We start from the raw sequence: 26,111 nt of genomic DNA, 5'->3' as shown, positions 1-26,111 counted from the left end.
CAATTTTGTATTTACAACTTCAACCCAACGCCTCGAACTGATCGACCAGCCGTTCCAGTCTCTGCGTCCCGATGGCCCAGAAGGCCGGGTCGCGCGGGTTCAGCCCGAACGGCTCCAGCGCCTCGACATAGGTCCTGGTTCCGCCTGCGGCCAGCAGCTCGCGATACAGCGGCGCGAATCCGTCCGGATCCTTTCGCCGCGTCTCCATCAGCGCCGCGACCAGCAGGTCGCCGAACGCATAGGCATAGACGTAGAATGGCGAGTGGACGAAGTGGCTGACATAGCTCCACCACGTCTCATAGCCGGGGTTCAGCGTCACGGCCGGGCCCAGCGACGCGCCCATCTCCTCAAGGAACAGCTCACCGAGCCGGTCGGCGGAGACCTCGCCCTTCGCCCGCTCGTCGTGAAACCGCGTCTCGAAACGGTGGAAGGCGATCTGGCGGACGACGGTGTTCAGCCCGTCCTCGATCCGCCCCGCCAGAAGACCCCGCCGCTCGGCCCTGGGCGCAGTCGTCAGCAGCCGGTCGAACGTCAGACCCTCGGCGAAGATCGAGGCGGTCTCGGCAAGGGTCAACGGCGTGTCGGCCAGAAGGGTCCCCTTCCCGGCCGCCAGGGTCTGGTGCACGCCATGGCCCAGCTCATGCGCCAGGGTCAGGACGTCGCGTCGCTCGCCCATCCAATTCAGGAAGACATAGGGGTGGCGGTCGGCCGTCACCGGGTGGGCATAGGCCCCCGACTGCTTGCCGGCCCGCGCGCGCGCGTCGATCCAGGGCTGATCGAAGAACCGCCCGGCCCGGTCGGCGAACTCGGACCCCAGGTCGCCGAAGCTTTCCAGCACCAGTTCGCGGCCCTGCTGCCAGTCGAACCCGCGCGGGGCAGTCGTCTCCAGCGGCGCATTGCGGTCCCACTGGTCCAGCGTGGACTTGCCCAGCGCCTTCGCCTTCAGCGCATAGTAGCGGTGCGACAGTTTCGGATAGGCGGCGGCAACCGCATCGGCCATGGCGTCCACCGCCTCGCCATCGACCTCATTGGCCAGGTGGCGGCTGTCGGCGGGACGTTTGAAACCGCGCCAGCGGTCCTCCATCGCCTTTTCGGCCGCGACGGTGTTGAGCGTGAGCGCAAGCGTCGAGGCCCGCGCCGCCAGGGCGGCGTTCAGCCCCTCGGCCGCAGAGCGACGCCTGGCCTCCTTCGGATCGGACAGCTGGTTGAGCGCCTCCGACAGCGTCAGGCTCTTCTTGCCGCTCTCGACCCGCAGCGCCGCCAGGGTTTCGTCAAACAGCCGGGGCCACTGGGCCGCGATCGGCATCCGTTCGGCGATGAAGGTCTCAAGCTCGCCCGACAGCTCATGCGGCTTCATGGCCCGCACGCGCCGCAGCCAGGGCCGCCACTTCGCCGCGCCGGCATCGGCGGCCAGCGCCGCCTCGATCTCGGCCTCCTCCAGCTGGTTGATCTCCAGCGTCAGCCAGACGGTCGGGGTGGCGATTGTGGTGATCTTCTCGCGCAGGTCCGCCTCGAATCCCTGCGCCCCGGCATCGTCGCGCGCGGTCGAGGCGGCCAGGAACGCATAAGCCCCGAGGGCTCCGAGACGCTCACTGGCCTGTTCATAAAGGGTGATCGCCCGGTTCAGGGTCGCCCCCAGCGCCCCCGGATCGCCGCGATTTTCGACGAACCGCCCTTGCAGCGCATTCATCTCGGCCACGCCCTGTCGTGCGGTCTCCAGATCGGCCGCGATCTTCGCGTCGGTGCGCGAGCCATAGAGGTCGGACAGGTCCCACAGCGGGGGCTCGGCGGGATCGGAAGGGGGCGGGGCTTTGAAGGGCGCGTTCATGCCCCTCGTTGTGGGGTCACGGGCGGCGCGGCGCAACGGCCGAAAGCCGCCAGACGAACGGCATGGATCGTCGCACGCTGGGCCATTCCCTCAGGAGTTTGCCCATGACCTATCGAATCGAAGCCCTGCCCGTCGCGCCGTTCGCGCCCTATTTCACCATGACGGAGGCCGATCTGGCCGCCGTCGGCGCGCGGCGCTGGATCGCCGACGCACCCGGCCGCGCCCCCTGCCGCGTCAGCCTGCGCGACGCCGCGGTCGGGGAACGGCTGGTTCTGGTCCATCACGCCCATATGACCGATCCGTCCTCGCCCTATCGCGCGTCCGGCCCCATCTTCGTTCGCGAGGCTGCCGTCCAGGCCGAGCCCGTCGAGGGGCCCGCGCCCGAGATGTTACGCAGACGCCCGTTGTCGCTACGCATCTACGATCGCCGGAACATGATGCTGGAAGGTCTCGTCATCGACGGCACCGAGCTGGATGCCCGTCTCGAGGAATGGTTCGGCCATCCGGCGACCGAACAGGTCCATATCCATTTCGCGCCCCGCGGCTGCTACCTCGCCCGGGCCGTTCGTCAGGAACCATCGCTTCCCTGACGGCCGCGCTTGAGGTCAGATAGGCCGCCCGGATGGGCAGGGGGCGAACCATGACGACAGAGACCACGGAACAACACGGCGCAGGCCGCGACACACTGGGCCAGACCGGAGATCGCCGGACCATCGGGCTGGCGCGACTGGTCATCGGGCTGATCCAGGGCGTGTTGCTCTACTGGCTGTTCCAGTCGACCGAGGGCGGCCCGCCCACCTGGCCCGCGACCGAGCCGGCCGTGTTCGGTCCATTGCTGATCGTGTCCCTCTACCTGCCGCTGGTCCTGCTCGCCGGCGTGGGTCGCCTGAGGCTGCGGACCCTCGGGATCTGGGCTGCCGTCGCCGCCATCATCCTGGCGCTGCTGGCGTTGCACGACATTTCCCGACAGACCGCCGGCCAGGGCACACAGCTGACCTTCGGCCTGATGGCCTTCGGGGCAACGGCCCTGTTCATCGCCCACCATCTGATCGTCCCGGCCGACCGTGAGCGGCGTCTGTTCGCCACCTATGCCACCTATTTCGACGTCGCCTGGATGGCCGGGGTCCAGCTGGCCCTGTCGGTCGCCTTCGCGGGGGCCTTCTGGTTGCTGCTGTTCCTCGGGGCGGCTCTGTTCAACATCATCGGCCTGAGCTTCCTCGGCGATCTTCTGAAAGAGGCCTGGTTCTCGCTGCCGCTGACGGGCCTCGCCTTCGCCATGGCCGTCCAGCTGACGGATGTCCGCGACGGCCTGATCCGGGGCGTGCGCACCGTCGCCCTGATGCTGCTGTCCTGGCTGCTGCTGGTCCTGACCGTGCTGGTCGGGGGATTCCTGGCTGCCCTGCCCTTCACCGGCCTGGACGGCCTCTGGGAGACCGGCAGCGCCACGGCCCTGGTCCTGGCCGCCGCCGGTGCCCTGATCATCCTGATCAACGCCGCCTATCAGGATGGCCGTGCGGATAACCTGCCGCCGTCCGTGCTCCGGATCGCCGTCCGCGTCGCCTCGGTCCTGCTGACGCCGCTGATCCTGATCGCCTTCTGGGGCCTGTCCTTGCGTATCGGTCAGCATGGCCTGACGCCCGACCGGATCATCGCCGTGGCCTGCGCCCTGGTCGGTCTGGCCTATGCGAGCGGTTACGGCTTCGCCGCGCTCAGGACCTTCTGGTCAAGGGGCGACTGGATGCAGCCGCTGGAGCGCACCAACATCGCCACCGCCGTGCTGGAGGTCGCCATCATACTGGCCCTGTTCAGCCCGCTGGCAGACCCCGCCCGGCTGTCGGTCGCCGATCAGGTCGCACGGCTGCAGGCGGGCAAGGTCACGCCTCAGGCTTTCGACTACGCGTTTCTTGCCTTCAGCAGCGGTCGCGTCGGCACCGCAGCGCTGGATCGCCTGATCGCCTCACCGGATGCAGAGATCGCCAAACGCGCCCGTGCGGCGAAGGACGGACTTACGTCCGATGATCTGGCGACTGAGACCTTCACCCCTTCCATCGAGACCCTGCCGGGCGAGGCCCGCCTGCCGGACGCCTTCCTGGCGACGCCGGCGTTGGACGACCCCAGACGCGCCTGTACCCTCCCCGGCCTTTGTCTCGCCACCCAGCGCGACATGAATGGACAGCCACCGCTGGAAATCCTGCTCGTGCAGGTGGACCGCATCACGCTGTTCGCGCGCCAGGACGGCGATGCCTTCGTGCCTGTCGGCGACTACCCCATCCCGACCTGCGCCGGGTCGCCACCCGGCGATGCCCGGCAGCTGCTCCGGGACGGCCACCTGGTCCCGGTTGCGCCGGGCGGCTGGAAGGATCTGGCGGTCAAGGGACGCGGGTCATCGACCCTGTCGACCAACGCATTCCCGCCACCCTGTTAACCGCCCGCACACCACGCCCTCTCACCCGATCTTCACCGCGCAGGACCTAAATCCGTGCCGAAACGAGCCAGTCGCGCTTGCCTGTGCGACGGCCGATCCGGTTGATGAGGGTGCCCAATGGCCAAGACCGTTCTGGTGGTCGATGACGATCCGACCCAGCGCCGCCTGGTTCAGGCTGTGCTGGACCGCGAAGGCTATGTCGTCGTGCACGCCGAGTCCGGCGGCGAGGCCATCGACCGCCTGACAAAGGGCGGCGGGGCCGACGTCGTCCTGCTGGACCTCGTCATGCCGGGCATGAGCGGCATGGAGGCCCTGGCAGAGATCCGCACCGCCGGCGTGACTGCGCCCGTCATCGTCCTGACCGCCAATGGCGGGATTGAAACCGTGGTCAAGGCGATGCAGGCCGGGGCCCAGGACTTCTTCATCAAGCCAGCCAGCCCGGAACGCATTCTGGTCGGCATCAGGAACGCGCTTCAGCTGACCCAGCTGACCGCCGAGGTCGGTCGGCTGAAAAAACACGTGGCCGGCCGCGTCACCTTCGCCGATCTGGTCGGCGACAGCCGTCCAATGCAGATCGTCAAGCAGCTCGGTGCGCGCGCCGCCAGATCGTCCATCCCCGTGCTGATCACGGGCGAAAGCGGTGTCGGTAAAGAAGTCATCGCCCGCGCCCTGCACGGTGCCTCCGAACGCGCCGGCAAGCCGTTCGTGGCCGTCAACTGTGGTGCCCTGCCCGCCAACCTGGTCGAGTCGATCCTGTTCGGCCACGAGAAGGGCGCGTTCACCGGGGCCTCGGACAAGCACCTCGGCAAGTTCATGGAGGCCAACGGCGGCACCCTGTTCCTGGACGAGATCGGCGAACTGCCGCTGGATATGCAGGTGAAACTGCTGCGTGCGCTGCAGGAAGGCGAGATCGACCCGGTCGGCGCCAAGCGTTCGGTCAAGGTCGATGTCAGAATCGTCTCGGCCACCAACCGCGACCTCTCGACGGCCGTGGCCGAGGGCCATTTTCGCGAGGACCTCTTCTATCGCCTGAACGTCTTCCCCATCGAGGCCCCGGCCCTGCGCGAACGCCGCGAGGACATCCCGGCCCTGATCGATCACTTCATCGGGCGTTTCAACGTCGAGGAGGGCAAGCGGATCGCCGGCGCCGCGCCCGAGACCCTCGCCCTGCTGACCGCCTTCGACTGGCCCGGCAATGTACGCCAGCTGGAGAACACCATTTATCGCGCCATCGTCCTCGCCGATGCGCCGTTCCTGCAACCGCATGACTTCCCGGCCATCTCGGGGATCGCCATGCCGCTGGAACCACCGTCCCGGCCCTCGGCCGCGATCGCAGCGAGCTACGCCGACCTGCCCCCTCTGCCTGAACAGCCCATCCGGATCCTCGACGAACGGGGACATCTGCGCACGCTGGAAGACATCGAGCGCGACCTGATCCAACACGCCATCGAGGTCTATGCGGGCCATATGTCCGAGATCGCGCGTCGTCTCGGCATCGGCCGCTCGACCCTGTATCGAAAGGTTCGCGAGCAGGGGCTGGAAGGCGGGCTGAAGGAAGCCTCCTGAACGCACTGTGGCTTCAAAGCCGCACGCTTCAACCCGGACGTGTCGCCGACACAATCGGCCTCATTGACGCCGCGACGGATACAGATAGCAGAGTCGTGTAACAACGACCGCCGGACAGGGCCGCATCGCGCAGGCCTCAAAACGTCGGGCCATTTCCTCGTTCTGTCCGGACCGTTTCATGACAATCTCTTCAGCCCTGCTTTACGCGCTTGCCTCCGGCACCCTTCAGACGGCGCCCGTGCAGACCGTTCCGCCCCGGACCGCGCCGGCGACCGAGGCGCGGGACGAACAGGACGCTCAGCCCACAGGCGCGCCGGTCTCCAGCGCGGATGGGGACGTCGTGGACGACGTCCTCGTGTCGGGACCCAGGCCGCGCGGCAGCGTCCGCGGCGATATCGAACCTGACATCACCCTGACCTCCGAACAGCTGGCGGCCTATGGCGCGACGAACGTCGCAGAGCTGTTGGCGGCGGTCGAACCCTTGACCCGCAGCGGGCGCGGACGCGGCGACGGCGGTCCTATCGTGCTGCTGAACGGGCGCCGCACCTCGGGCTTCCAGGAGATTCGGGGCATCCCGTTCGAGGCGATCGAGCGGTTCGAGATCCTGCCGGAAGAGGTTGCCCTGACCTATGGCTTCGCGGCTGACCAGCGAGTCGTCAACATCATCCTGAAGTCCGACTTCCGCCAGGGCTCGCTGCAAGGCCGCGCCAGCGGACCGGCGCAGGGTGGCAGGACAACCACCGGCGCCCAGCTCAGCGCGTTTCAGGTCAACGTCCGCAACCGCTGGAACTTCGAGCTGGAGCAGACCCACAATACCGCCCTGTGGGAAGACGAGCGCGACATCACCCGCTCGCCGGGCTCGCAACCTTTCGATCTTATCGGCAACGTCGCGGGTATTCCCTACGGCAGCCAGATTGATCCGGCCCTGACGACGCTGGCGGGCACGCCGGTCACGGTCGCCGCCAACCCCGGCGTATCCAACCCGACGCTGGCACAGTTCGCGGCCGGAGCGAACGCGCCTCGCACAGGCGATCTCGGTGCCTATCGCACCCTGCTGCCGCGCGGAGACGCCACCCGTCTGACCACATCCTGGGCCCGCGACCTGAACGAGACCATCAAGGGCACCGTCAGCCTGACCCTGAACGACACCGCCAGCTTCAGCTACCTGGGCCTGCCGGGTGTGACGCTTCAGGCCCCCGCAGGGCGGAACGGGTCGCCCTTCTCGCGTGACGTGAACGTCTATCGCTACATCGCCGACCCGGGTGCCGTGACCCGCGATAACGAGACCCTGACCGGCAATCTGGGTCTGCTTCTGGACGGATACGTCGGCGACTATCGCTGGACCCTGTCCGGTGCCTATGACCGGGTCGAGACCGACACCGTCACGGGTCGCGGGCTCGACGCCACCGCCGCCCGGGCCGCAGTGACCGCCGGAACGCTGAACCCCTTCGGAGCCCTGGCCGCCTCCAGCTTCACCCGCCGGGTGGACACTGCCAACGCCGTTGCCAGCGGCGGCAACCTTGAGGCCGTCCTCACCGGCGACCTGTTCGACGCCCCCGCGGGTGGCGTGAACGCGACCATCAAGCTGGGCGGCGACACCCGCACCCTGGACGCCGAAAGCTCGCGCTATAACGACGCCACCAGGACCAGCGTCTTCAGCAGCCGCTCGATCGGCCGCGACCGCGCCTATGGCACTGTCAACTTCACCCTGCCGGTCTCGGACCCCAGCCGCGAGATCCTGGGCTTTCTCGGTGACCTGTCGGTCAACGTCAACGCCGGTTACGATCACGCCTCCGACTTCGGAGGCCTGACGACCCTGGGGGCCGGGTTCAATTGGGTGCCGGCCGATCCCTTCAGCGTCATCGTCAGCTATACGGACGAAGAGGGCGCGCCTACGATCCAGCAGCTGAACGACCCGGTCATCACCACGCCCAATTCTCCTGTGTTCGACTACCGCACCAACAAATCGGTGCTGATCAACCGGATCGACGGCGGCAATGCCGGGCTCAGCGCCGACAATCGCCACGTCTGGAAGGTCGGTCTGAACTTCAAGCCCTGGTCGGCCACGGACTTCAGCGTCAGCACCAACTACACCAACACCGTGATCGAGAATGCCATCAGTGCCTTCCCGACGATCACGGCCGATCTGGAGGCCGCCCTGCCGTCGCGCTTTACGCGGGTCGCCGGAGAGCTGGTTTCGATCGATGCCCGCCCGCTGAACTATGCGGAGACACGGCGCGAGGAACTGCGCACCGGTTTCAACTACTCGCGCGCCTTTGGAACGCCGACACCTCCGGCCGCCGGCGCGCCGGGAGCGCCCGGCGCGGGCGGCATGCCCGGTCTGGGCGGAGGTCGTCCCGGTGGCGCGGGCGGCCCGCCTCCGGGAGCCGGTGGCGGCCAGGGACGGGCCGGCTTCGGTGCGATGATGTTCGGCGGAGGCGGCCGTGGCGGCTTCGGCGGCGGACAGCCGGGCCAGGGGCGTTTCATCTTTTCCGTCTATCACACCTACCGGTTCGCAGATCAGATCACGATCGCGGACACCCTGCCGGTCCTCGACCTGCTGGACGGTGCCGCGACCGGCGCGCGCGGCGGCTCCCCGCGTAACGAGATCCAGGTCCAGGGCGGGGTGTTCAAGAGCGGTCTGGGTGCCTTCATGAACGCCAACTGGCTGGAGGGGACCGAGGTCGACGGCGGCGTCGGTGGATCGGACCTGACCTTCGGGTCGCAGACCACCGTAAACCTGAACATGTTCGCCGACCTGGCGTCGCGCCCGACCTGGGTGGCCAAATTCCCCTGGCTGAAGGGATCGCGGATCAATCTGGGCATCCAGAACCTGTTCGACAGCCGCCAGGACGTCCGGTCCTCGACCGGCGACATCGCCCTGAACTACCAGCCCGACTACCTCGACCCGCAGGGCCGGATCATCAGCCTGACGTTCCGCAAGATCCTGTACTGATCAGTCGGTCGGGGGCGGCTTGCGCTGCCCCCACCGGCGCTTCGGGGCCTCGCCGTTCGCCTTCAGGGTGATTTCCTTCAGCTTGCGGCCCTGCATGGCCGACAGGGCCTGGCCCGGCGCGCCCTTTTCCGGGTCACCGAAGGCCCGGCCATAGGTCTTGATGCGGTCCGTGACGCCCTCGATGAACTCGCCCTCCCATTCCGAGAGCGCGATCCCGGCCTTGTCGGCCGCTCGCTTCGCGCGCTTGAGGGCATTCAGGGCCTTGCGGCGCGCCGCCTCGCGCTCGGCCTCGAACGAGCTGGGCGCGGGCTTGTCCTTCTTTTGAAATCCGGAGCCGGGCTTGAGGCCGGTCGAACGCTTCAGGGACCCGCCCCCCGTGTTTCGGGGCTGGGTCTTCGGACCGCCCGATAGGGGCGTCCGCTTCAGGATCAGATCTCGCCGAGCGCCGACAGATACAGGTCCAGGATCGCGTCCTCTTCCTGGCGCTTGGCCTTGTCCTGCTTGCGGATGCGGATGACCTTGCGCAGGATCTTGACGTCATAGCCTTCGCCCTTGGCCTCGGCGAAGACCTCCTTCTGGTCGGCCATGATCGCGGCCTTGTCCTCTTCCAGGCGCTCGATCCGCTCGATGATGCTGCGCAGCCGACCCTGGGCGGCCGAGTTCAGAACGTCGGGCGATGCGTCGAACGAGGCGTCGTCGGCCATAGGCAAAGGTCCTTCGGGCGCTATCGCTCGGTGCGCGGCACCTCGCTGCTTGAGCGCGTTGTGAAAACGAGCCGCGACGCTAACCATGGACCGGCCACGGGCTCAACGCCGGACACGAAAAAGGCCGCGGACAAGGTCCGCAGCCTGTGGATAGACCATCCGGCGCTCAAGCAGCGCGCGACCGTGTCGCACGCGTTGGCAACAGGGCGTCAGCCCTGCTTCGCCTTGAAGCGCGGGTCGGTCTTGTTGATCACGAAGACGACGCCCTTGCGGCGCACGACCTTGCAGTCACGGTGGCGGGTCTTGAGCGACTTGAGCGAGCTGCGGACCTTCATGGTCGGAAATCCTTGGTGGCGCCAACGCTCGCCCCTCGTCCCCGCCTGCGCGGGGATGACGTGGCTCGCTGCTTCAGCGCAGGCTAGAAGCGAATGCGAAAACAGAAAAGCCGCAAGGAAGCCCCGGCGGCGGAGGCGTGCGTATACCCACGCCCCCCCGTTGCGTCAACCCGGTGTCCGGAGTCGCTGCCCATGAGACGGAGCGCGCGCTTCGGCCATGGGTCGGCAGGCAGCGAGGACAGGAACGACGGTCAGTCGCCGACGAAGTCCTGGGCAAACTCGGGGGCATCTCCCTCCTCGACAGGATCCTCGTCCTCCGAACCGGACCGCGACGGATCCGGCACCTCGAACCCGGTCGGCAGCGACAGGTCCAGCAGACCCGCCGCCTTCATCTCGGCCACGCCCGGCAGATCGTACAGGCTGGACAGACCGAAATGCTCCATGAAGCGGTCGGCGGTGGCATAGGTGACCGGTCGCCCCGGGGTCCGCCTGCGTCCCCGCAGCCGCACGAACCCCATCTCTAGCAGCAGGTCCAGCGTTCCACGAGAGATCGACACCCCCCGCACGCTCTCGATCTCGGCCCGGGTGATCGGCTGATGATAGGCGATGATGGCCAGGGTCTCGAACGCGGCCTTGGACAGGCGGCGCGGCTCCTCGCGCTCTTCCGTCATCAGGAACGACAGGTCGGCCGCCGTTCGGAAGGCCCAGCGATCGGCGACGCAGGCCAGCTCGACGCCCCGGCCCTCGTAGCGCGCCCTCAGCGCCGAGATGGCCCGCCCGGCATCTGCGCCATCCGGCAGGCGGCGCGCGATGTCGGCGGCGGACAGCGGGCCGGCGGCGGCGAACAGCAGGGCCTCGACCCGTCGCTCGATCTCGGCCTCATCGGGGGCAAAGGTCAGGTCAGTCACGGCGTCAGCTCCAGACCATGGCCGAGGCCTCGCTGCTTCAGCCACACCTCGTCGAAAGCCTTCTGCTGGCGGAATTCCATGGCCCCCTCCTTGACCAGCTCCAGGCCGGCGGAGAGGGTGGAGGCGGTCAACGACGCCTGCGACGGACCCACCCCGTCGCGGACGGGGGCCACCCACGCCAGCGGAGTCCAGTCTGACAGCCGGGGCAGGATGTCACGCAGCCAGTCGCGGGCCTCCTCAAGCGGATAGGCCTCGACCCTCTGGCCGGGATTGTAGTGACGCGCCTGTTCCCGGCGGCGTTGCCCCACATAGGCGGCCATCAGCTCGTACAGGCTGGCATCGATCCGGTCGGAGGGCACGATCACCGTCGCCTGGGGATCGCCGCGCATGAAGACGTCGCGCTTCAGCTGCGGCCGGGCCTGCAGGGCCTCCGCGGCCTTGCGCATGGCCTCCAGCTTCTGCAGCCGGAAGGCCAGGGCCGCCGCCATCTCCTCGGCGGGCGGTTCGTCGCCCTTGCCCTTTTCGGTGCGGGGCAGCAGCAGGCGCGACTTCAGATAGGCCAGCCACGACGCCATCACCAGATAATCGGCCGCCAGCGAGAAATTCCGCCGCCGCGCCTCGTGGACGAAGGCCAGATACTGTTCCGCCAGCCGGGTGATCGACAGTTTCAGCAGGTCGACCTTCTGGTTCCGCGCCAGGGCCAGCAGGACGTGCAGAGGCCCTTCATAGCCGTCCAGATCGACCACGAAGGCGTCGCGGTCATCGACCTCGGCCACGGCCGTGAAATCCAGATTGGGCTGGAAGGTCTCAGGCATCCCGGTGCAGCCTGACGCGCAGTCGCGTTCCTTGAGGCGGGTTCATGCCTGGGCCTCGCCGACGTCCGGACCCTTCGCCGCGGTCAACCGTCCGGCCAGCAGGGCGTCGAACCGGCCGCGCGCCTCGGACACGTCCAGCGGCTCGGGCGTGTGAACGATCCGGGCCAGGGCCGCCGCCGCACGCCGGGCTGCCTCGCCCTTCAGCCGACCCACGCCCTCCGCCACCTCACGCATCTGGGCCATGTCCCCGTTCCAGTGGATGACCAGATCGCATCCGGCCTTCAGCGACTTTTCCGCCCGCTCCTTCAGGGTACCGGACAGGGCGTTCATCACCAGATCGTCCGACAGCAAAAGGCCGCTGAAGCCCAGATGCTCGCGGATCATCCGGATCGCCTTGCGGGACTGGGTCGCGGGGCGCTTCCTGTCGATGGCGGTGAAGACGATGTGGGCCGTCATCCCGATGGGCATGTCCGACATCGCCTTGAACGGCGCGAAGTCCCAGGCATCCAGCGCCTCCAGCCCGGCGTTGACCGTGGGCAGCTCCTTGTGGCTGTCGGCGAAGGCGCGGCCGTGGCCGGGCATATGTTTGATGACGGGCAGGACGCCGCCCGCCAGCAGACCCTCGGCCACAGCGCGGCCCAGCCGGGTCACCGTGGCCGGATCCTGGGCATAGGCGCGGTCGCCGATGATGTCGTGGGCACCCGCCGTCGGGACGTCCAGAACAGGCGCGCAGTCTATATTGATGCCGACCGCCTTCAGGTCATGGGCCATAAGCCGCCCGCCCAGCCGGGCCAGTTCGCGGGCTGTCAGGGGATCGTTGGTGGCCTTCAGATAGGCATCGCCCGGCGGATATTTCGGCCAGTGCGGCGGGCCCAGACGCTGGACCCGTCCGCCCTCCTGATCGACCAGAACGGGCGCGTCCCAGCCGACGCTGTGGCGCAGGGCATCTGTCAGTCGCAGGACCTGTTCGGGGCTGTCCACATTGCGTCGGAACAGAATGAAGCCCCACGGCCTGGCGTCGGCGAAGAAGGCGCGTTCTTCCCCGGTCAGCACCAGCCCGGAACAGCCGTAGATCGCGGCGGTGGTCAACGCCCTATCGCACCAGGCAGTCGCCGCCGCCGGCCTTGATCGCCGAGCAGAGGCTGCGGGCATCCTCGGCGCTCAGGCCAGTGAAGGTGGTGCGATAGACGGTCGAGCCGTTGGACGCCGTCACCTCCTGCACCCGCTTGGTGGCGTTCCGCGCGAACTGCGGGAAGCGCGCGGCCATGGCGGCGTACTCGCGGTCAGCGATGACCGTCGAGGAAAACGCTCCGATCTGCACGGCGGCCGATCCACCCGCGCCATCGACGGCGGCGGGCGGGGTCGTCGTGGTCGTCGGGACGCGGCGGGTCGGGGCGGGGCTGGTGGCCGGGCGCGTCACAGGCGGGGTCACGGACCCGGCCGCCTCGATCGGGCGCGGCAGTGGACGGGGACGGGGCGTCTCGGGCGGCGGAACGAAGGCGGGAGCGGTGGTCGGGTCCTCGGCCTGGTCGTACAGGCCGACGCCCGCTTCCGGGTCGATAGGCTGGGCGTCCTCGGTCGGGGCGATCCGGATCTGGGCCACCGGCGTGCCGATCGCGGGCGGGGCATCGTTCGAGGACCGCAAGCCCGAGCGATAGAACAGCACGACCGCGATGATCAGAACCAGCAGAACCCCGGCGCTTACGATCAGGGTGACGGGAGGAGCCTTGGCCGGCGGACCACGGCGTGCATCAAAGCCACCCCGGTTGAACGGCAGGTCGTCGTCGGTGGGGGGCGTATAGGCCCCGCGTTCCCGCGGGCGGTGATCGTCGTCGTGGGACATGGGGTTTCGTCTCCGTCGGACCGGGCGCGAATCGTTGCGGCGGACACCCAGTCTAGCCCGTCCCGATCCCTCGTAGAATCAGAGATCGAGGCCGATGTCGAGGTTGAACAGCCTGGAATGTTCCTCGATCGCATAGCGGTCCGTCATACCCGCGATGTAGTCGCAGACGGCACGGGCGCGGCGGGCCTCCGGACCCTCGGCGGCGAAGGCCCATTCGGTCGGCAGGACGTCCGGCTCGGCCATGAACAGGGTGAACATCTCCGCCAGGATGCGCCTGGCCTGGCTGCGGGTCCGGTTGACGCGGTAGTGGCGATACATCCGCTCGTACAGGAACCGTCGAAGCACCCCCAGGTCGGCCATCATGCCGGGCGAGAATTGCACCAGGGCACGCGGCGCGGTCCGCACATCCTGAACCGAGCCGATGCGGTACTCGGCCAGTAGCCGGGTGGTCTCGGCCAGCACGTCGTCAACCATCACGCCGATCATCCGCCGCACGGCTTCCAGCCGGATCATCCGCTCGTCGACATAGGGCCAGTCGCGGCGGGTGTGGTGCAGCACCGGTCCGATGAGGGGCACATCGGCCAGGTCGGCCAGGGTGAACAGGCCGGCCTGAACCCCGTCGTCCACATCGTGGTTGTTGTAGGCGATGTCATCGGCGATGGCGGCGCACTGGGCCTCCAGCGAGGCGAAGCCGTCCAGCGACAGGTCCCAGCCCCGGCCGTAGTCGGCGATGGCCTTCCATGCCGGATCGTCCAGCCGTTGGGAGACGGGGCCGTTGTGCTTGATGACGCCCTCCAGCGTCTCCCAGGTCAGGTTAAGGCCGCGCCAGGCCGGATAGCGGACCTCCAGGTCGGTGACGACGCGGAAGGTCTGGACGTTGTGATCGAATCCGCCCCAGGCCACCATCCGGGCCTGCAGTTCGTCCTCGCCCGCATGGCCGAACGGCGGATGCCCCAGGTCGTGGGCCAGGGCGATGGTCTCGGCCAGATCCTGATCCAGCCCGAGCGCATGGGCGAGGGACCGGGCGATCTGGCTGACCTCCAGACTGTGGGTCAGGCGGGTCCGGTAGTGGTCGCCCTCGTGCGCCACGAAGACCTGGGTCTTCTCCTTCAGCCGACGAAAGGCGGTGCAGTGGATGATCCGGTCGCGATCGCGGGCGAAGGCGCTGCGCGTCCGGCTGGGGGTCTCGGGGATCAGCCGCCCGCGCGAGGCCTCGGGCGTCTCGGCATAGGGGCTGGGCAGGCGATTGTGGCTCACGGTGTCAGGCTTCATCCGTCCGGCCTTTGCGAACCGGCCTTTGCGGTCTCATATAGGGCACCATGACCAGCGTCCAATCCGAGGCCCCGACCTTTACCCTGTCGACACGCGCGCCCGAGGGCATCGTGCTGGCCGACAGCGCGGCCAGGCGTCTGGCCAGACTGGCCGAGGTCGAGGGCCACCCCGTCCTGCTCCGTGTCGCGGTCGAGGGCGGCGGCTGTTCAGGCTTCCAGTACCGGCTCGATCTGGTGGAAACGGGCGAGGCCGACGACATCCGCATCGAGACCGCGGGTCAGGCAGCCCTGGTCGATCCGGTCTCGGTGCCATTCCTGAAGGGTTCGGAGATCGCCTGGGTCGACGAACTGGCCGGTGCCCAGTTCGTGATCCGAAATCCGAATGCGGCCACCAGCTGTGGCTGCGGGGTCAGCTTCTCGATCTAGCCGCGGTCGGCCCTAGATCGGCATCCGCATGATTTCCTGATAGGCTTGGATCACCTGGTCGCGGACGGCGATGACGGTTTCCAGCGATGCCTCGGCGCTCGAGACGGCTGTAACCATGTCGATCATCGATCCCTGGCCCTGAACCGCCTGGGTCATCTGGGTCTCGGCCGCCCGGGTCTGGTTCGTCAGGTCGCCCATGACCCCCTTGAGCATCTGCGAGAAGTCGGGGCCGCCCGTGACGGCAGCCCCGGCGCTGGTTTCGCCGGCGCCCTGGGTGGCCGCATAGGCCCGCGCCGCCATCAAGGGATTCATCGTTCAGCCTCGCCTAGCGTTTCAGGATATCGAGGGTGCGGCTTGCCATCGTCCGCGCCGTCTCGATGACGTTCAGATTGGCTTCGTAGGCCCGCTGGGCCTCGCGCATGTCCATGCCCTCGATCAGGGTGTCGACATTGGGTCGCAGCACATAGCCGTCGGCGTCGGCGGCCGGGTGCGAGGGGTCGTATTCGCGGCGGAAGTCGCTCTGGTCGGGGCGGACCTCGGCCAGGGAGACGCCGGTCGCGCCGTCGATCTGGCGCGCCTCGAACACGGGAATTTGGCGGCGATAGGGCTGGCCGCCTGCCGTGCGGGCAGTGGATTCGGCGTTGGCGATGTTCTCGGCGATGATCCGCATGCGCGACTGCTGCGCCGTGAGGGCGGAGGCCGCAACGGCCATGGCGCTGTTGCGGGACGCATCGTTCCGGCCGTTGACAGGATCGCTCATCTACCGGGCACCTTGGCGGCGAGGCGCATCATCGACATCGACTTCTGATACAGACTGATGGCGGCGTCATAGGCCATCCGGCTCTCGGCCATCTTCAGCATCTGCTCCTCGACCACGACCGAGTTGCCATCCAGCGTCGTCTCCGAGTCGGGAGACGCCGATGAGGTGAACCGGGGGACCGGCGTTCCGCTCGTCAGGTGGGCGGCATTGGTCCGCGACATGCTCAGACCACCACCGTTCCGCAGCGCCGCCGCGAAATCGGTCGGGACCTTCAGGTCTTTTGCAACGTAGCCGGGGGTGTCGGAGTTGGCGACGTTCTGGGCGACGACCCGCTGACGCTCGTCGAGCCACGACATTCGGCCCTTGAGCTGGCCCAGAAGAGGTATGTCGGCGACGCCCATCGGGATCGTCCTCGTGTTCGATAGGCAATAAATGCCGTCTGTGTGGTTAACGGAGGGTTATCTAAACGCGGCGTTAACCCTGATCGTTAAATCTCGGCGAGGTTTCCGGGGCCGCACAGCATGAACTTCCTCGATCTCGCGCGCGCCATCTTTGGTCTCGCCTTCACTCTCGGCCTGATCGGCCTCGCCGCCTGGGCGGCGCGCCGCTATGCGCCCCAGATCATGGCCAGGTTGAGCGCCGAGCGCGGCGAGCGGCGGATGACTGTGGTCGAGACCCTGGTTCTGGATCCGGCGCGACGGCTGGTCCTGGTCAAGATCGACGAGGAGGAACGGCTGATCCTGCTGGGCGAAGGTCGCGAGCTGATCGAGCCGCGGGGCCCGGGAGCCGCGTCGTGAAACTCAAGGACATCTTCACCGTTCCTACCCGCGCCGAGCTGAAGAACGCGCTCAAGCTTTCCCTGCTGACCACCCTGATCTGCCTGGCCTGGCCCATCGCCGCCTTCGCCCAGGATGCGGCAGCGGCGGCGCAGTCCGGCGCGGCGATCAACCTGGACCTCGGCACCGGTGCCGGCCTGACCGAACGGGTCGTTCAGCTGATCGGGCTGATGACCGTCCTGTCGCTGGCCCCGTCGATCGTCATCATGACCACCAGCTTCGTGCGAATCATCATCGTGCTTTCGTTGCTACGGACCGCTCTGGGCATGCAGCAGTCGCCGCCGAACTCGGTTCTGGTGGCCCTGGCCCTGTTCCTGAGCGCCATTGTCATGGCCCCGACCTGGCAGGACGCCTATGATTCGGGCATCCGGCCGCTGATGGATCAGCAGATGGAACTGCCCCAGGCGTTCGATCTGGCGTCGGAACCAGTGAAGACTTTCATGCTGGCCCAGGTGGACCAGGGAGACCTGGCGCTGTTCACCCGATTGAGCCGGATCGAGGTTCCCACCCAGGCCGCCGACCTGCCCCTGCGCGTGGTCACCCCCGCCTTCATGATCTCGGAGCTGAAGAAGGCCTTCCAAATCGGATTTCTCCTTTTCGTTCCGTTCCTTGTGATCGATCTGGTGGTCGCCAGCGTGCTGATGTCCATGGGCATGATGATGCTGCCGCCAGTGGTGATTTCCCTGCCGTTCAAACTGATCTTCTTCGTGCTTGTGGACGGGTGGAGACTGGTCGCCGGAAGCCTGGTGGAAAGCTTCCGACAGGCCTCCGGGGCGGGGTGAATCCCCACCCTCAAAGGCTTTCCGCTCCGATGGCGCTTGCAAAGTCGCGCAAAAGGCGTGTTGATCCCCCCGTCATCGCTCGGGAATCGAGCGAGCTTTTCGGGAAACGACCCTTATGACCACCCAAGCTGAACTCATCGCCGCCGTCGCCAAGGACGCTGGTGTCTCGCAGGCCGACGCCGGCCGCGTTCTGGAAGCCATCGTCAAGAACATCCATTCGTCGCTGATCGGCGGCGGCGACGTTCGCATCTCCAACCTGGGTGTGTTCGACACCGCGGCCCGCGCTGCCCGCGAAGGCCGCAACCCGGCCACCGGCGCGACCATCAAGATCGCCGCCTCCAAGGCCGTCCGTTTCCGCGTGTCGAAGCCGCTGAAGGATGCGGTCAACAAGTAAGGATTGATCCTCCCAGGGCATGATTCACGCTTTCGGCCGGACCTGCGACGTGGGTCCACCTCAAACGATCAGGCCCTGGGGGGAGAATTTTTCCCGCCGGCTCTTTCCTTGAGCTGTGCCTTCATCTGGGTGACCCAGCCGGTGAAGGTGTCGGCCGCAGCGGTCAATCCGGCGAAATCCTGGGCGCTCGCCACGCCCTCCATTCCATCCAGTCCATCCAGCGCGATACGCAGCGCCGGCCCCGATCGTGACCCGGCCTCGAACGGCCCATAGTTGCGCGACAGCCGGGCCAGAGAGGCCGCGTCACGCGCCAGGGAATAGCCGACGCCCGCCCGGATCACCCGGCTTTCCTCATCGGCGGTCAGGGCTGTGGCTGTGTCCCTGAACCGTTCGCCGAGGCGGGCCTCGTACAGGGCGGCGGCCCCTGCCCAGTTTTCCTGCTTCCAGAAAATCTCGGCGCGAACATCCCTGGCCGCCGGGCTCTGGTCGTCGGCCAGGGTCTCCAGCGCGTGATCATAGCGTCCCAGATCCATCAGGGCGCGCGCCTCCAGCGCCCGCCGCTCGGCGTTGAGGGCCGTCGGCAAAAGCGTTGTGCGCGAGGCCCAGATGGCCTGCAGCGCCTTCTCGGCCTGGCGGTCCATCAAATAGACGGTGGCCAGGTTTGTGGCCACCTGGGCCTTGGCCACGCCCTCCAGCCGTTCGTCGACCTGGTGCTTCAGAAGCTCGGCCGCCTGGTCCAGAAGGTCGACATCGATCAGGCGTCGCGCCAGACGCCGAACCATTTCGTCGCCGTCGGCACCGACCGGCGTCAGGTCGCGGAAGTCGTAAAAGAGCGCCAGGGCCTGAATCGGTTGAAGGCCGTCGGCGGCCCCGTCGAGGAACATGGCCCGGAAGGCGTTCTGCAAGTCGGACTGCAGCTCAACCGCACCCGGCAGGTTGCCCAGCCGCTTGCCCGCGCCGCGCAGTGTGTCCAGCGCTTCGCGGTAATGTCCCTGGGACAGGTAGAGGTCACCCAGGGTGCGGATGACCGCCAGTTCGGTTGAGTCGCCGCGCCAGCGCCACTTCAGCTGTTCCAGCTGGGCCGCCGCATCGACCGGCGTCATCGTGCCCTTGGCCAGTTCGATCTTGATGACACCCAGCTTGGCCGGGGTAGCGATGCCGTCCAGCGGCGCGCGGCCGATGGCGCGATACACGGCCAGCGCGCGGTCGGTCTGACCGTCCAGTTCGAACAGCCGCGCCTGGACCAACCTGGCCGTCAGCTGGTCGGCAGCGGGGGCGTTCTGGGAGAAACTGTAATCCAGAAGCGCACGTGCGGCGGCTAGGTCGCCGGTCTCGAGCGCGGCCATCGCATGGGCGGCACCGAACCGGGCACGCCACACGGGCGGGAACTGATCGATCACCGGAGCCCCGGCTGCGAAGGCCGTGCGCGCGGCTGCCCAGTCGCCCTGTTCGGAGGCCAGATACCCCTGCCAGACCCGGGTCGCGGGATCGCCAGCCAGGGATCCGGCGGAAAAATCGATGATCGCCTCTTCCACACGACCGATGGAAGCGCGGGCCGCACCGCGCAGACCGCGCACCTCGGGCTCGCCTTGCATCGCCGGGGTCCGGGCGATCAGGGCATTGACCACGCCGATGGCCTCGAAGCCCAGACCGTTCCCGACCAGGAACCGCGTCAGGGCCATCCGCGCCTCAATGGGCGTGCGCGGATTGTCGGTGGAGGCTATGGTTTCCCGAGCCGCCGCATCCTGCAGCTTGCGATAACGGACAGCGAAGCCTTCTGGCCCTGCATCGCCCCAGTCGGCCAGAATCAGAGACGGGAACGGTGCCTTGACGGGTCCGGGGTCCTCGGCGGGCGCTGCGGGGTCCAGCACGTTGGACGGCGGCGACAGCAACAGGCCGCCGGGCCGGGTCAGGGTGACCAGATCGCCCTCGACACCGATCGTCAGGTCGTCGGTGGGCGTCTCGACCGCGAGCCCCTGGGCTGTGGGCAACAGGGTGACGTCGATGCTGGACCGGCGGTCGCCGACGCCCTTGCCTGGAGCCAGGGCCGTGACGGCCGCGAACCGGTCGCCGACCATCGGATCGGTCAGCCAGATGGACTTGGTCGCCCCGGCCATGCGGGCGACGATCGAGGCGTCGGTGGCGTCATCGCGGCTCACGTCCACGCCGGTCGCGGCACCCGGCGCGCCGCCGATGGTGACGCTCCAGCCGACCCCTGCACCTGCCGCCGTGACGGCCTGGCCCTCGGGGACCGAGATCCGCATGGCAGTATAGTCCGGCCCGACCGCCCAGCGCACCTCGCGGCCGGTGCCCAGATCGGTGGCCTTGCGCAGGTCCATACGCGCGGCTGTGTCGAACACGATCCAGACCGCCGTACCCCTCCGGAAGATCGCAGCGCCAACGGGGGCCGCCCAGTCGAACTTCAGCGTGACCTGCTGGTCGGTCCTGGTCGCCGTCACGGGGACCGCACCACCGGCGGGAACAGGACTGACCTGGGTCACGGCGGCGGCCGTCGAACCGGCCGGATACAGATTCAGCCAGACCGCCCCGTCGGCCGAGCCGGACCGTGCCTCCGCCCCCTCGGCCAGGGTGACGACGAGCTCGGTGGCGTCGAGGGCAGAGCGGGTCTCGACCTTCTCGACCCCGGGTGGGGGGTCGACTTTCAGACGGCTGACATCCGGGGCGGCGGTGGAGCCGATGCGGACGATGACGCTCTGTCCCTCGCGGCGCACCCGGGCGCGCGAGCCGACGATCCCGGCGAACTCTACCCGGGTGAAACCTTGATTGGCCCCGATGCGGATCGTGACGGGGTCCAGCGCCGCGCTGGCCTCCTGAGCGATCACAGGCAGAGCGCCCGCGATCGGGGCGAACGCGATCGTCCCGGCCGCGCCCAGCGCCACCGTGGTTCGTCCGATCGCGGTTCTCCTGCGGGCTCCGGCCATACGCGCGCACACTCGCGCGAGCGCCCTTTCGACGCGGTTAACGGGGTGTGACCGATCGCGTCTTGATGCGTTGCGAGAAAAGGCCGACCCGGTGTGGGTCAGGAGTCCAGAATGTCAGCCCCCGCCACCCCCGAATATCCAAGACTGTCCACCCTCTCGACCGGCCTGCGCTGCCGCTGTCCACGCTGTGGCAAGGGGCCGCTGCTGCAGGGATACCTGACCATCCGCCCCGCCTGCCCGGCCTGTGGTCTGGACTACGGTTTCGCGGAGCCGGCCGACGGCCCGGCCTTCTTCGCCATGTCTGCGATCGGCGTCCTCGGCATGGTGGCGTTCATGAGCTTCGAGTTCACCGTCCACCCGCCGATCTGGGTGCATTTCGCCTTCACCTTCCCCCTGATCGCGGCGGCCTGTCTTCTGGTGCTTAGGCCGTTCAAGGGCTGGCTGGTGTCGGAGCAGTACGTCCACAAGGCCGCGCCGCCCGAATGGGAAAGCGTCGGTGGCCACGGCGAGGGGTCGAAGTGGAAATGAGGGTGCCGGGGGCTATCGAAACGCGGCGGGGCGCAGGCCGTGGCGTCGAAACTTGTCGTAGAGCGTCTTGCGAGGAATCCGGAGCGCCTGGGTGATCATGCCCACGTCCCCGTGATGTCGTCGCAGCGAGTCCTCGATCAACTCGCGCTCGAACCGATCCATGCGGTCGGCAAGGCTGCCATCATCCGCGATGGTCTCGTCGTTCGTGGCCGCCTCAAGCCCGAGACAGACCCGTTCGGCGAAATGGGCCAGTTCCCGGACGTTTCCTGGCCAGTCGTGATCCATGAGCACACGACGGACACGCGGCGTCATCGCCGGGGGCGTCAACTGACGCGCGGCAGCGGTGCGCGAAAGAAAGAAAGAAAACAGCAGACTGACATCTTCGCGGCGCTCGCGCAGCGGCGGTACGACCAGCTTCAGGACGTTCAGCCGATAGAACAGGTCGTCACGAAAGGCCCCGCGGGCGACGGCGTCCTCGAGGTCCGTTTTCGAGGACGCCAGAATGCGCAGGTCCAGCGACCGGGGGCGCTCGGCACCGAGGGGCTGGATCTCGCGCTGCTCGACGACACGCAGCAGCTTGATCTGCGCTTGCTCCGGCATGCTCTCGATCTCGTCGAGGAACAGCGTCCCGCGATGGCTCTGCTCAACCAGCCCGATCCGCCGGCGCAGGGCCCCGTGGAAGGCACCGGGCTCATGACCGAACAGTTCGGTCTCGATCAGGCCCTCCGGCAGCGCGCCGCAGTTGACGGCGACGAACGGATGAACCCGACGACGGCCGCTGTTGTGCAGGGCGCGGGCGACGACCTCCTTGCCCACGCCGGTCTCACCTTCGATCAGGACGTCCATTCCCGCATCGGCGATCTGGTCGATGACCCCCCGAAGCCGGACGATCGACGGGCTCTCGCCGAGCAGGGCCAGCGAGGCTTCCGGAGGCGGCAGCGCGGCTGCGAGCGCCCGGTTGTCGAGGACGAGGCCACGCTTTTCCAGCGCGCGGTTCAGGCTGGTCGCGAGGCGCTCGAACGCGAAAGGCTTGGCGACGAAGTCGTAGGCACCCTGGGCCAAGGCATCGACCGCCTCGGCTATGTCACCATGCCCCGTGATCATCACGACCGGCAGACCCTCGTCGATCGCCTGCAGGCGCGAGAGCAGTGCACGGCCATCGATGCCCGGCATGCGCAGATCGGTGACGACGACGCCGGGAAAGTCGGGGCTGATCTGCTTCAGCGCCGCTTCGGCCGAGCCGAAGGCCTGGACCTCGTACGCCTCGAGCGCCAGACGCTCGTGCAGCGCTTCGCGAAAGTCGCTGTCGTCATCGATCAGCGCGACGGCGCGGGGGCGGCAGAATTTCATCAGGCCGGCCTCAAGGCGATAACGAAGTCTGCGCCGGTCTTGCCGGCCCGCAGGTTCAGTTCGCCGCCGAACCCGGCGATGATATCGCGACAGATCACCAGACCCAGGCCCAATCCCTTGGTCTTTGTCGTCACGAACGGGGTGAACAGGGCGTCTGCGACCGATGGATGGACGCCCGGTCCATTGTCGGAAATCGAGATCTCGACCCATTGGTCGCGTCGGGCCACGTCGATCACGACCTGCGGGCTCTTCACGGCGTGGTCGACCATGGCCTCGAAGGCATTCTGCACGAGATTGACGATGACCTGCTCCAGCCTGATCGGCTCGGCCAGCACGCGGACATCACGCAAGCCGGTCCGAACAAGATCGACCATCCCCGCGCGGAGACCGGCACCCATCAGGAGCAGGGCACCATCGATCGCCTCGCAGGGATTGACCGGCGACACGCCTTGGCTGGACTTGCGCGAAAAGGCGCGCAGTTCGTCCGTGATCGTGCCGATCCGCTCGGTGAGATCGGCGACGCGCCCCAGGTTGCGTCGAACCCCCTCGACATCGCCCCGGTCCGAATAGGCGACTGCGGTTTCCGCATGGGTGCGGATCGCCGCGACGGGCTGATTGATCTCGTGAGCGACGCCGGCGGCGATCTGTCCAAGGGTGGCCAGTTTGTTGGCCTGGACCAGTTCCTCGCGCAGGATCTCGCGGCTGGCTTCGGCCCGCTGTCGCTCGTCGATCTCCTCGCTGAGCCGCGCGTTGGCGGCCCGCAACTCGGTGGTACGTTCGTCGATACGGCTTTCGAGTTCCGCGCGGGCAGCCTCCTCGGCCAGGGCTCTCGCCATGGCTTGCCGCCGACGGCGTAGCAGCACGCCCGCGCCAACCGCCAGCAAGGTCACCAGAAGACCGGCGACGGCCCGGGCGCTGGCCACATTGGCGACGATCGTCCCGCCCACCGGGCTTAGAAGATGCAGGGTCCAGCCGGGGGTATCGGTGGCGGCCCGAACCGCCATCCAGTCTTCGACTGGACCGTCGACGGCAGCGCGAACCATCGCGCGATCATCGACAGCGGGCAAGTCGAACGGCAGGGGTGCCAGCGATTGTCCGCCCAGGGTCTGGTCCGCCATGATCGATCGCCGTTCGGCCTCCGTCAGCGGTCGGCTGCGGCGAAAACGCCATTCCGGGATACTGGTGACCAGCACCACGCCACGCGCGTCCGTGACATAGGCCGGCTCCCCCGACCCTCGCCATTCCGCCTCCAGCGTATCGAACTCGACCTTGACGACCACCACACCCGATGGAGCCGATGCCGACCCGATCCGGCGCGCCAGATAGAGGCCGGGCCGACCGCTGACGGTGCCGAGGGCAAAGAACTCGGCCGAGCCATTGCGCATGGCCCCGCTGAAGTAGGGCCGGAAACTGTAGTCGGAACCGACAAAACTGGTGGGCTCGCGCCAATTGCTCGCCGCGCGGGCGACGCCACGATGGTCCAGTACGTAGATGGCGGCAGCGCGCGCCTGCCGGGCGAGGCTCTGCAGCTTCGCGCTCACCGCATCCGCCCTTTCGCGATCGGGGCTATCCAGCATGGCGATCACAGCGGGATCCTGTGACAGCACCAGGGGAAACGACCGATGCTTCTCCAGTTCGCTGCGCAGGACGGCTGCATGGAGCGCGGCACCGGCCTCGGCCTGACGGGCCAGATCGGTCTGGGCCCCCCGCCTTGCCACCTCGCCGGCGACCGTCATCGCAAGGCCGGTGGCGATCAACCACACCAGAACCAGCCCGATCCAGATGGGCGAATACCGCGCGCGCCACACAAAACCCTGGGAAACCATGCCCGACCTCGCCATGAGCAAGGTATGCGGTTTTCCGCACAAACAAGCCAGATACTCACGCGAAAAGCCGCACGGATCGTGACGAGTCCAGAAATAATATCTTTTTTTACCGTGACTTGACCTGATCTCGGCCCGGGCTGTTTATGCGGCGAATTTGTGGCCACACTGGTTTCAAGACACGGCGTCAGACCGTGAAGGAAACGGCAGCCATGGTTGCGGGGGAGTTCGGGTGATCCACGCCAGTGATCGAGTTCATGCGACCGGCGTTCAACGCGCCTGGTACCGCCATCTGTATGTGCAGGTTCTGGGTGCGATCCTGCTGGGCGGTCTGATCGGCCATTTCTTTCCGAGCTTCGGCGAGAGCCTGAAGCCTCTGGGCGACGGCTTCATCAAGCTGGTCAAGATGGTGATTGCCCCGGTGATCTTCCTGACCATCGTGACGGGCATTGCCGGCATGCGGGACCTGGGCCGGATCGGGCGCGTGGCGGCCAAGGCGTTCGCCTATTTCCTGGTGTTCTCGACCCTGGCCCTGATCGTGGGGCTGGTCGTCGGCAATCTGGTTCAGCCAGGCCGCGGCCTGAACATCGATCCGGCCAGCCTGGATCCGGCGGCCGTGGCCCAGTATTCGACCGCCGCGCACGAGACGACGGTGATCGGCTTTTTGCTGGGCGTCATTCCCGACACCTTCGTCAGTGCCTTTTCGACCGGCAACATCCTGCAGGTGCTGTTCGTCTCGGTGATCTTCGGCATCGCCCTGGCCGGCGTCGGGGACGCCGGCAGGCCGGTGTTGACCTTCCTCGAGGCCGTGTCCGCCGCCTTCTTCAAGCTGGTGGCCATCGTGATGAAGGCCGCGCCGATCGGGGCGTTCGGGGCCTTTGCCTTCACCATCGGGGCCTATGGCATCGGCGCGGTGGCCAACCTGATCGCGCTGGTAGCCACCTTCTATCTGACCTCCGCCATCTTCGTCATCGGGGTGCTGGGCCTGGTCGGGATCGCCAATGGCTTTTCGATCTTCAAGCTGATCCGCTATCTGAAGGAAGAGCTGCTGCTGGTTCTGGGCACCTCGTCGTCCGAGGCGGCCCTGCCCAGCCTGCTGCAGAAGATGGAGCAGGCGGGCGCCTCCAAGTCCGTGGTCGGTCTGGTCGTGCCGACGGGCTATTCGTTCAATCTGGACGGCACCAACATCTACATGACCATGGCGGCCCTGTTCATCGCCCAGGCGCTGAACATCGACCTGAGCCTGCAGGACCAGATCCTGCTGCTGCTCGTGGCGATGCTGAGTTCCAAGGGGGCGGCGGGCATCACCGGGGCGGGCTTCATCACCCTGGCGGCGACGCTCGCCGTCGTGCCCTCCGTGCCCATCGCGGGCATGGCGCTGATCCTCGGCATCGACCGGTTCATGAGCGAATGCCGGGCCCTGACCAACTTCATCGGCAATGCGGTGGCCACGATCGTCGTGGCGCGCTGGGAGGGCGAGCTGGACCGGGACGCCCTGCGCGACGCGCTCGACGGAGCGCCCCGCCCACTGGCCGCCGCCGCCGATCCGGCCGCCGGGCCCGGGGACGATCTTGTGTTGGCGAAAGACTGAACCTTTCGCGTGCCTGAAAACAAAAAAG

25 protein-coding genes are annotated in these 26,111 nt (G+C 67.6%); 10 read left to right on the top strand and 15 right to left on the bottom strand.

The annotated features are described in order from the left end of the window. Positions 1-19: 19 nt before the first annotated feature. Positions 20-1,828, bottom strand: coding sequence for a M3 family oligoendopeptidase (locus HZ989_RS05000; protein ID WP_209322530.1), 1,809 nt, complete (start codon positions 1,826-1,828; stop codon positions 20-22). A gap of 104 nt (positions 1,829-1,932) precedes the next feature. On the opposite strand from HZ989_RS05000, the gene HZ989_RS04995 reads away from it, so the two are divergent. The 4 genes from HZ989_RS04995 (at position 1,933) to HZ989_RS04980 (ending at position 8,775) form a co-directional block, all read left to right on the top strand. Continuing rightward, complete coding sequence (locus HZ989_RS04995; RefSeq protein ID WP_209322529.1) at positions 1,933-2,418, top strand: DUF1203 domain-containing protein; 486 nt, start codon at positions 1,933-1,935, stop codon at positions 2,416-2,418. Between the two features lie 50 nt (positions 2,419-2,468). Further along, entirely contained in the window at positions 2,469-4,253 is a 1,785-nt protein-coding gene (locus HZ989_RS04990) for a DUF4153 domain-containing protein (RefSeq protein ID WP_245162458.1), read from the top strand. Between the two features lie 117 nt (positions 4,254-4,370). Then, a complete protein-coding gene (locus HZ989_RS04985; RefSeq protein ID WP_209322527.1) occupies positions 4,371-5,819 on the top strand; it encodes a sigma-54 dependent transcriptional regulator in 1,449 nt (482 codons plus the stop codon). A gap of 178 nt (positions 5,820-5,997) precedes the next feature. After that, the gene (locus HZ989_RS04980; RefSeq protein ID WP_209322526.1) at positions 5,998-8,775 is read left to right on the top strand and encodes a TonB-dependent receptor; all 2,778 of its coding nucleotides are present in this window, start codon (positions 5,998-6,000) and stop codon (positions 8,773-8,775) included. Here the strand turns inward: HZ989_RS04980 and HZ989_RS04975 are convergent, their stop codons facing one another. From HZ989_RS04975 to HZ989_RS04940, 8 genes are all read right to left on the bottom strand, one after another. Continuing rightward, on the bottom strand, positions 8,776-9,033 hold the full coding sequence (locus HZ989_RS04975; protein WP_209323043.1) for a hypothetical protein: 258 nt from the start codon (positions 9,031-9,033) through the stop codon (positions 8,776-8,778). A 170-nt stretch (positions 9,034-9,203) separates the two neighbouring features. Then, positions 9,204-9,479, bottom strand: coding sequence for a DUF2312 domain-containing protein (locus HZ989_RS04970; RefSeq protein WP_209322525.1), 276 nt, complete (start codon positions 9,477-9,479; stop codon positions 9,204-9,206). 209 nt (positions 9,480-9,688) lie between these two features. Further along, positions 9,689-9,814 carry a type B 50S ribosomal protein L36 gene (gene ykgO, locus HZ989_RS04965; protein WP_008263184.1) on the bottom strand — a complete coding sequence of 42 codons (126 nt, stop codon included), beginning with the start codon at positions 9,812-9,814 and terminating at the stop codon, positions 9,689-9,691. A 251-nt stretch (positions 9,815-10,065) separates the two neighbouring features. Then, positions 10,066-10,722 carry an SMC-Scp complex subunit ScpB gene (gene scpB / locus HZ989_RS04960; RefSeq protein WP_209322524.1) on the bottom strand — a complete coding sequence of 219 codons (657 nt, stop codon included), beginning with the start codon at positions 10,720-10,722 and terminating at the stop codon, positions 10,066-10,068. Further along, on the bottom strand, positions 10,719-11,537 hold the full coding sequence (locus tag HZ989_RS04955; protein WP_209322523.1) for a ScpA family protein: 819 nt from the start codon (positions 11,535-11,537) through the stop codon (positions 10,719-10,721). The genes scpB and HZ989_RS04955 overlap by 4 nt, the downstream gene beginning before the upstream one ends. A 42-nt stretch (positions 11,538-11,579) precedes the next feature. Then, entirely contained in the window at positions 11,580-12,626 is a 1,047-nt protein-coding gene (nagZ, locus tag HZ989_RS04950; protein WP_209322522.1) for a beta-N-acetylhexosaminidase, read from the bottom strand. A gap of 4 nt (positions 12,627-12,630) precedes the next feature. Continuing rightward, the gene (locus HZ989_RS04945) at positions 12,631-13,380 is read right to left on the bottom strand and encodes an SPOR domain-containing protein (RefSeq protein WP_209322521.1); all 750 of its coding nucleotides are present in this window, start codon (positions 13,378-13,380) and stop codon (positions 12,631-12,633) included. A gap of 78 nt (positions 13,381-13,458) precedes the next feature. Further along, on the bottom strand, positions 13,459-14,637 hold the full coding sequence (locus tag HZ989_RS04940; protein WP_371812980.1) for a deoxyguanosinetriphosphate triphosphohydrolase: 1,179 nt from the start codon (positions 14,635-14,637) through the stop codon (positions 13,459-13,461). 62 nt (positions 14,638-14,699) lie between these two features. On the opposite strand from HZ989_RS04940, the gene HZ989_RS04935 reads away from it, so the two are divergent. Further along, complete coding sequence (locus HZ989_RS04935) at positions 14,700-15,077, top strand: iron-sulfur cluster assembly accessory protein (protein ID WP_209322519.1); 378 nt, start codon at positions 14,700-14,702, stop codon at positions 15,075-15,077. A gap of 12 nt (positions 15,078-15,089) precedes the next feature. Here the strand turns inward: HZ989_RS04935 and HZ989_RS04930 are convergent, their stop codons facing one another. From HZ989_RS04930 to HZ989_RS04920, 3 genes are read right to left on the bottom strand one after another with little or no spacing between them, the layout of a single operon-like run. Next, a complete protein-coding gene (locus tag HZ989_RS04930) occupies positions 15,090-15,389 on the bottom strand; it encodes a flagellar hook-basal body complex protein FliE (RefSeq protein WP_209322518.1) in 300 nt (99 codons plus the stop codon). Between the two features lie 13 nt (positions 15,390-15,402). Further along, on the bottom strand, positions 15,403-15,837 hold the full coding sequence (flgC, locus tag HZ989_RS04925) for a flagellar basal body rod protein FlgC (protein WP_245162457.1): 435 nt from the start codon (positions 15,835-15,837) through the stop codon (positions 15,403-15,405). Further along, the gene (locus HZ989_RS04920; RefSeq protein ID WP_209322517.1) at positions 15,834-16,238 is read right to left on the bottom strand and encodes a flagellar basal body protein; all 405 of its coding nucleotides are present in this window, start codon (positions 16,236-16,238) and stop codon (positions 15,834-15,836) included. The genes flgC and HZ989_RS04920 overlap by 4 nt, the downstream gene beginning before the upstream one ends. A 120-nt stretch (positions 16,239-16,358) precedes the next feature. On the opposite strand from HZ989_RS04920, the gene HZ989_RS04915 reads away from it, so the two are divergent. From HZ989_RS04915 to HZ989_RS04905, 3 genes are all read left to right on the top strand, one after another. Continuing rightward, positions 16,359-16,634: a flagellar biosynthetic protein FliO gene (locus HZ989_RS04915; RefSeq protein ID WP_209322516.1), complete on the top strand. Its 276-nt coding sequence runs from the start codon at positions 16,359-16,361 to the stop codon at positions 16,632-16,634. After that, entirely contained in the window at positions 16,631-17,455 is an 825-nt protein-coding gene (gene fliP / locus HZ989_RS04910; protein ID WP_245162456.1) for a flagellar type III secretion system pore protein FliP, read from the top strand. Before HZ989_RS04915 ends, fliP begins: the two co-directional genes overlap by 4 nt. Positions 17,456-17,570: 115 nt before the next feature. After that, on the top strand, positions 17,571-17,849 hold the full coding sequence (locus tag HZ989_RS04905) for an HU family DNA-binding protein (RefSeq protein ID WP_209322515.1): 279 nt from the start codon (positions 17,571-17,573) through the stop codon (positions 17,847-17,849). 68 nt (positions 17,850-17,917) lie between these two features. On the opposite strand, the gene HZ989_RS04900 is transcribed toward HZ989_RS04905, so the two are convergent. Further along, positions 17,918-20,791 carry a lipopolysaccharide assembly protein LapB gene (locus HZ989_RS04900; RefSeq protein WP_245162455.1) on the bottom strand — a complete coding sequence of 958 codons (2,874 nt, stop codon included), beginning with the start codon at positions 20,789-20,791 and terminating at the stop codon, positions 17,918-17,920. A 111-nt stretch (positions 20,792-20,902) separates the two neighbouring features. Here HZ989_RS04900 and HZ989_RS04895 point away from each other — a divergent pair, with 111 nt between their 5' ends. Beyond that, positions 20,903-21,319: a DUF983 domain-containing protein gene (locus HZ989_RS04895; protein ID WP_209322514.1), complete on the top strand. Its 417-nt coding sequence runs from the start codon at positions 20,903-20,905 to the stop codon at positions 21,317-21,319. 12 nt (positions 21,320-21,331) lie between these two features. Here HZ989_RS04895 and HZ989_RS04890 read toward each other — a convergent pair whose 3' ends face one another. Both HZ989_RS04890 and HZ989_RS04885 read right to left on the bottom strand, forming a co-directional pair. Next, on the bottom strand, positions 21,332-22,669 hold the full coding sequence (locus HZ989_RS04890) for a sigma-54 dependent transcriptional regulator (RefSeq protein WP_209322513.1): 1,338 nt from the start codon (positions 22,667-22,669) through the stop codon (positions 21,332-21,334). After that, on the bottom strand, positions 22,669-24,495 hold the full coding sequence (locus HZ989_RS04885; protein ID WP_209322512.1) for an ATP-binding protein: 1,827 nt from the start codon (positions 24,493-24,495) through the stop codon (positions 22,669-22,671). Before HZ989_RS04885 ends, HZ989_RS04890 begins: the two co-directional genes overlap by 1 nt. A gap of 229 nt (positions 24,496-24,724) precedes the next feature. Between HZ989_RS04885 and HZ989_RS04880 the strand changes: the two genes are divergently transcribed. Beyond that, positions 24,725-26,083, top strand: coding sequence for a dicarboxylate/amino acid:cation symporter (locus tag HZ989_RS04880; RefSeq protein WP_209322511.1), 1,359 nt, complete (start codon positions 24,725-24,727; stop codon positions 26,081-26,083). Positions 26,084-26,111 lie beyond the last annotated feature (28 nt).

The organism is Brevundimonas sp. AJA228-03 (assembly GCF_017795885.1).
Taxonomy (GTDB): Bacteria; Pseudomonadota; Alphaproteobacteria; order Caulobacterales; family Caulobacteraceae; genus Brevundimonas.
Note: the sequence above shows the minus strand (reverse complement) of the source record. Positions and strands in the feature narration are given on the sequence as shown.

Bases quoted from the DNA above. Each gene is read 5' to 3' on its own strand.
- HZ989_RS04945 (WP_209322521.1), bottom strand. From the start codon at position 13,380: ATGTCCCACGACGACGATCACCGCCCGCGGGAACGCGGGGCCTATACG.
- HZ989_RS04970 (WP_209322525.1), bottom strand. From the start codon at position 9,479: ATGGCCGACGACGCCTCGTTCGACGCATCGCCCGACGTTCTGAACTCG.
- HZ989_RS04990 (WP_245162458.1), top strand. From the start codon at position 2,469: ATGACGACAGAGACCACGGAACAACACGGCGCAGGCCGCGACACACTG.
- HZ989_RS04935 (WP_209322519.1), top strand. From the start codon at position 14,700: ATGACCAGCGTCCAATCCGAGGCCCCGACCTTTACCCTGTCGACACGC.
- HZ989_RS04895 (WP_209322514.1), top strand. From the start codon at position 20,903: ATGTCAGCCCCCGCCACCCCCGAATATCCAAGACTGTCCACCCTCTCG.
- HZ989_RS04885 (WP_209322512.1), bottom strand. From the start codon at position 24,495: ATGGTTTCCCAGGGTTTTGTGTGGCGCGCGCGGTATTCGCCCATCTGG.
- HZ989_RS04900 (WP_245162455.1), bottom strand. From the start codon at position 20,791: ATGGCCGGAGCCCGCAGGAGAACCGCGATCGGACGAACCACGGTGGCG.
- HZ989_RS04955 (WP_209322523.1), bottom strand. From the start codon at position 11,537: ATGCCTGAGACCTTCCAGCCCAATCTGGATTTCACGGCCGTGGCCGAG.
- HZ989_RS04985 (WP_209322527.1), top strand. From the start codon at position 4,371: ATGGCCAAGACCGTTCTGGTGGTCGATGACGATCCGACCCAGCGCCGC.
- HZ989_RS04890 (WP_209322513.1), bottom strand. From the start codon at position 22,669: ATGAAATTCTGCCGCCCCCGCGCCGTCGCGCTGATCGATGACGACAGC.
- HZ989_RS04905 (WP_209322515.1), top strand. From the start codon at position 17,571: ATGACCACCCAAGCTGAACTCATCGCCGCCGTCGCCAAGGACGCTGGT.
- HZ989_RS04930 (WP_209322518.1), bottom strand. From the start codon at position 15,389: ATGAATCCCTTGATGGCGGCGCGGGCCTATGCGGCCACCCAGGGCGCC.
- ykgO (WP_008263184.1), bottom strand. From the start codon at position 9,814: ATGAAGGTCCGCAGCTCGCTCAAGTCGCTCAAGACCCGCCACCGTGAC.
- HZ989_RS05000 (WP_209322530.1), bottom strand. From the start codon at position 1,828: ATGAACGCGCCCTTCAAAGCCCCGCCCCCTTCCGATCCCGCCGAGCCC.
- flgC (WP_245162457.1), bottom strand. From the start codon at position 15,837: ATGAGCGATCCTGTCAACGGCCGGAACGATGCGTCCCGCAACAGCGCC.
- HZ989_RS04920 (WP_209322517.1), bottom strand. From the start codon at position 16,238: ATGGGCGTCGCCGACATACCTCTTCTGGGCCAGCTCAAGGGCCGAATG.
- HZ989_RS04915 (WP_209322516.1), top strand. From the start codon at position 16,359: ATGAACTTCCTCGATCTCGCGCGCGCCATCTTTGGTCTCGCCTTCACT.
- HZ989_RS04980 (WP_209322526.1), top strand. From the start codon at position 5,998: ATGACAATCTCTTCAGCCCTGCTTTACGCGCTTGCCTCCGGCACCCTT.
- HZ989_RS04995 (WP_209322529.1), top strand. From the start codon at position 1,933: ATGACCTATCGAATCGAAGCCCTGCCCGTCGCGCCGTTCGCGCCCTAT.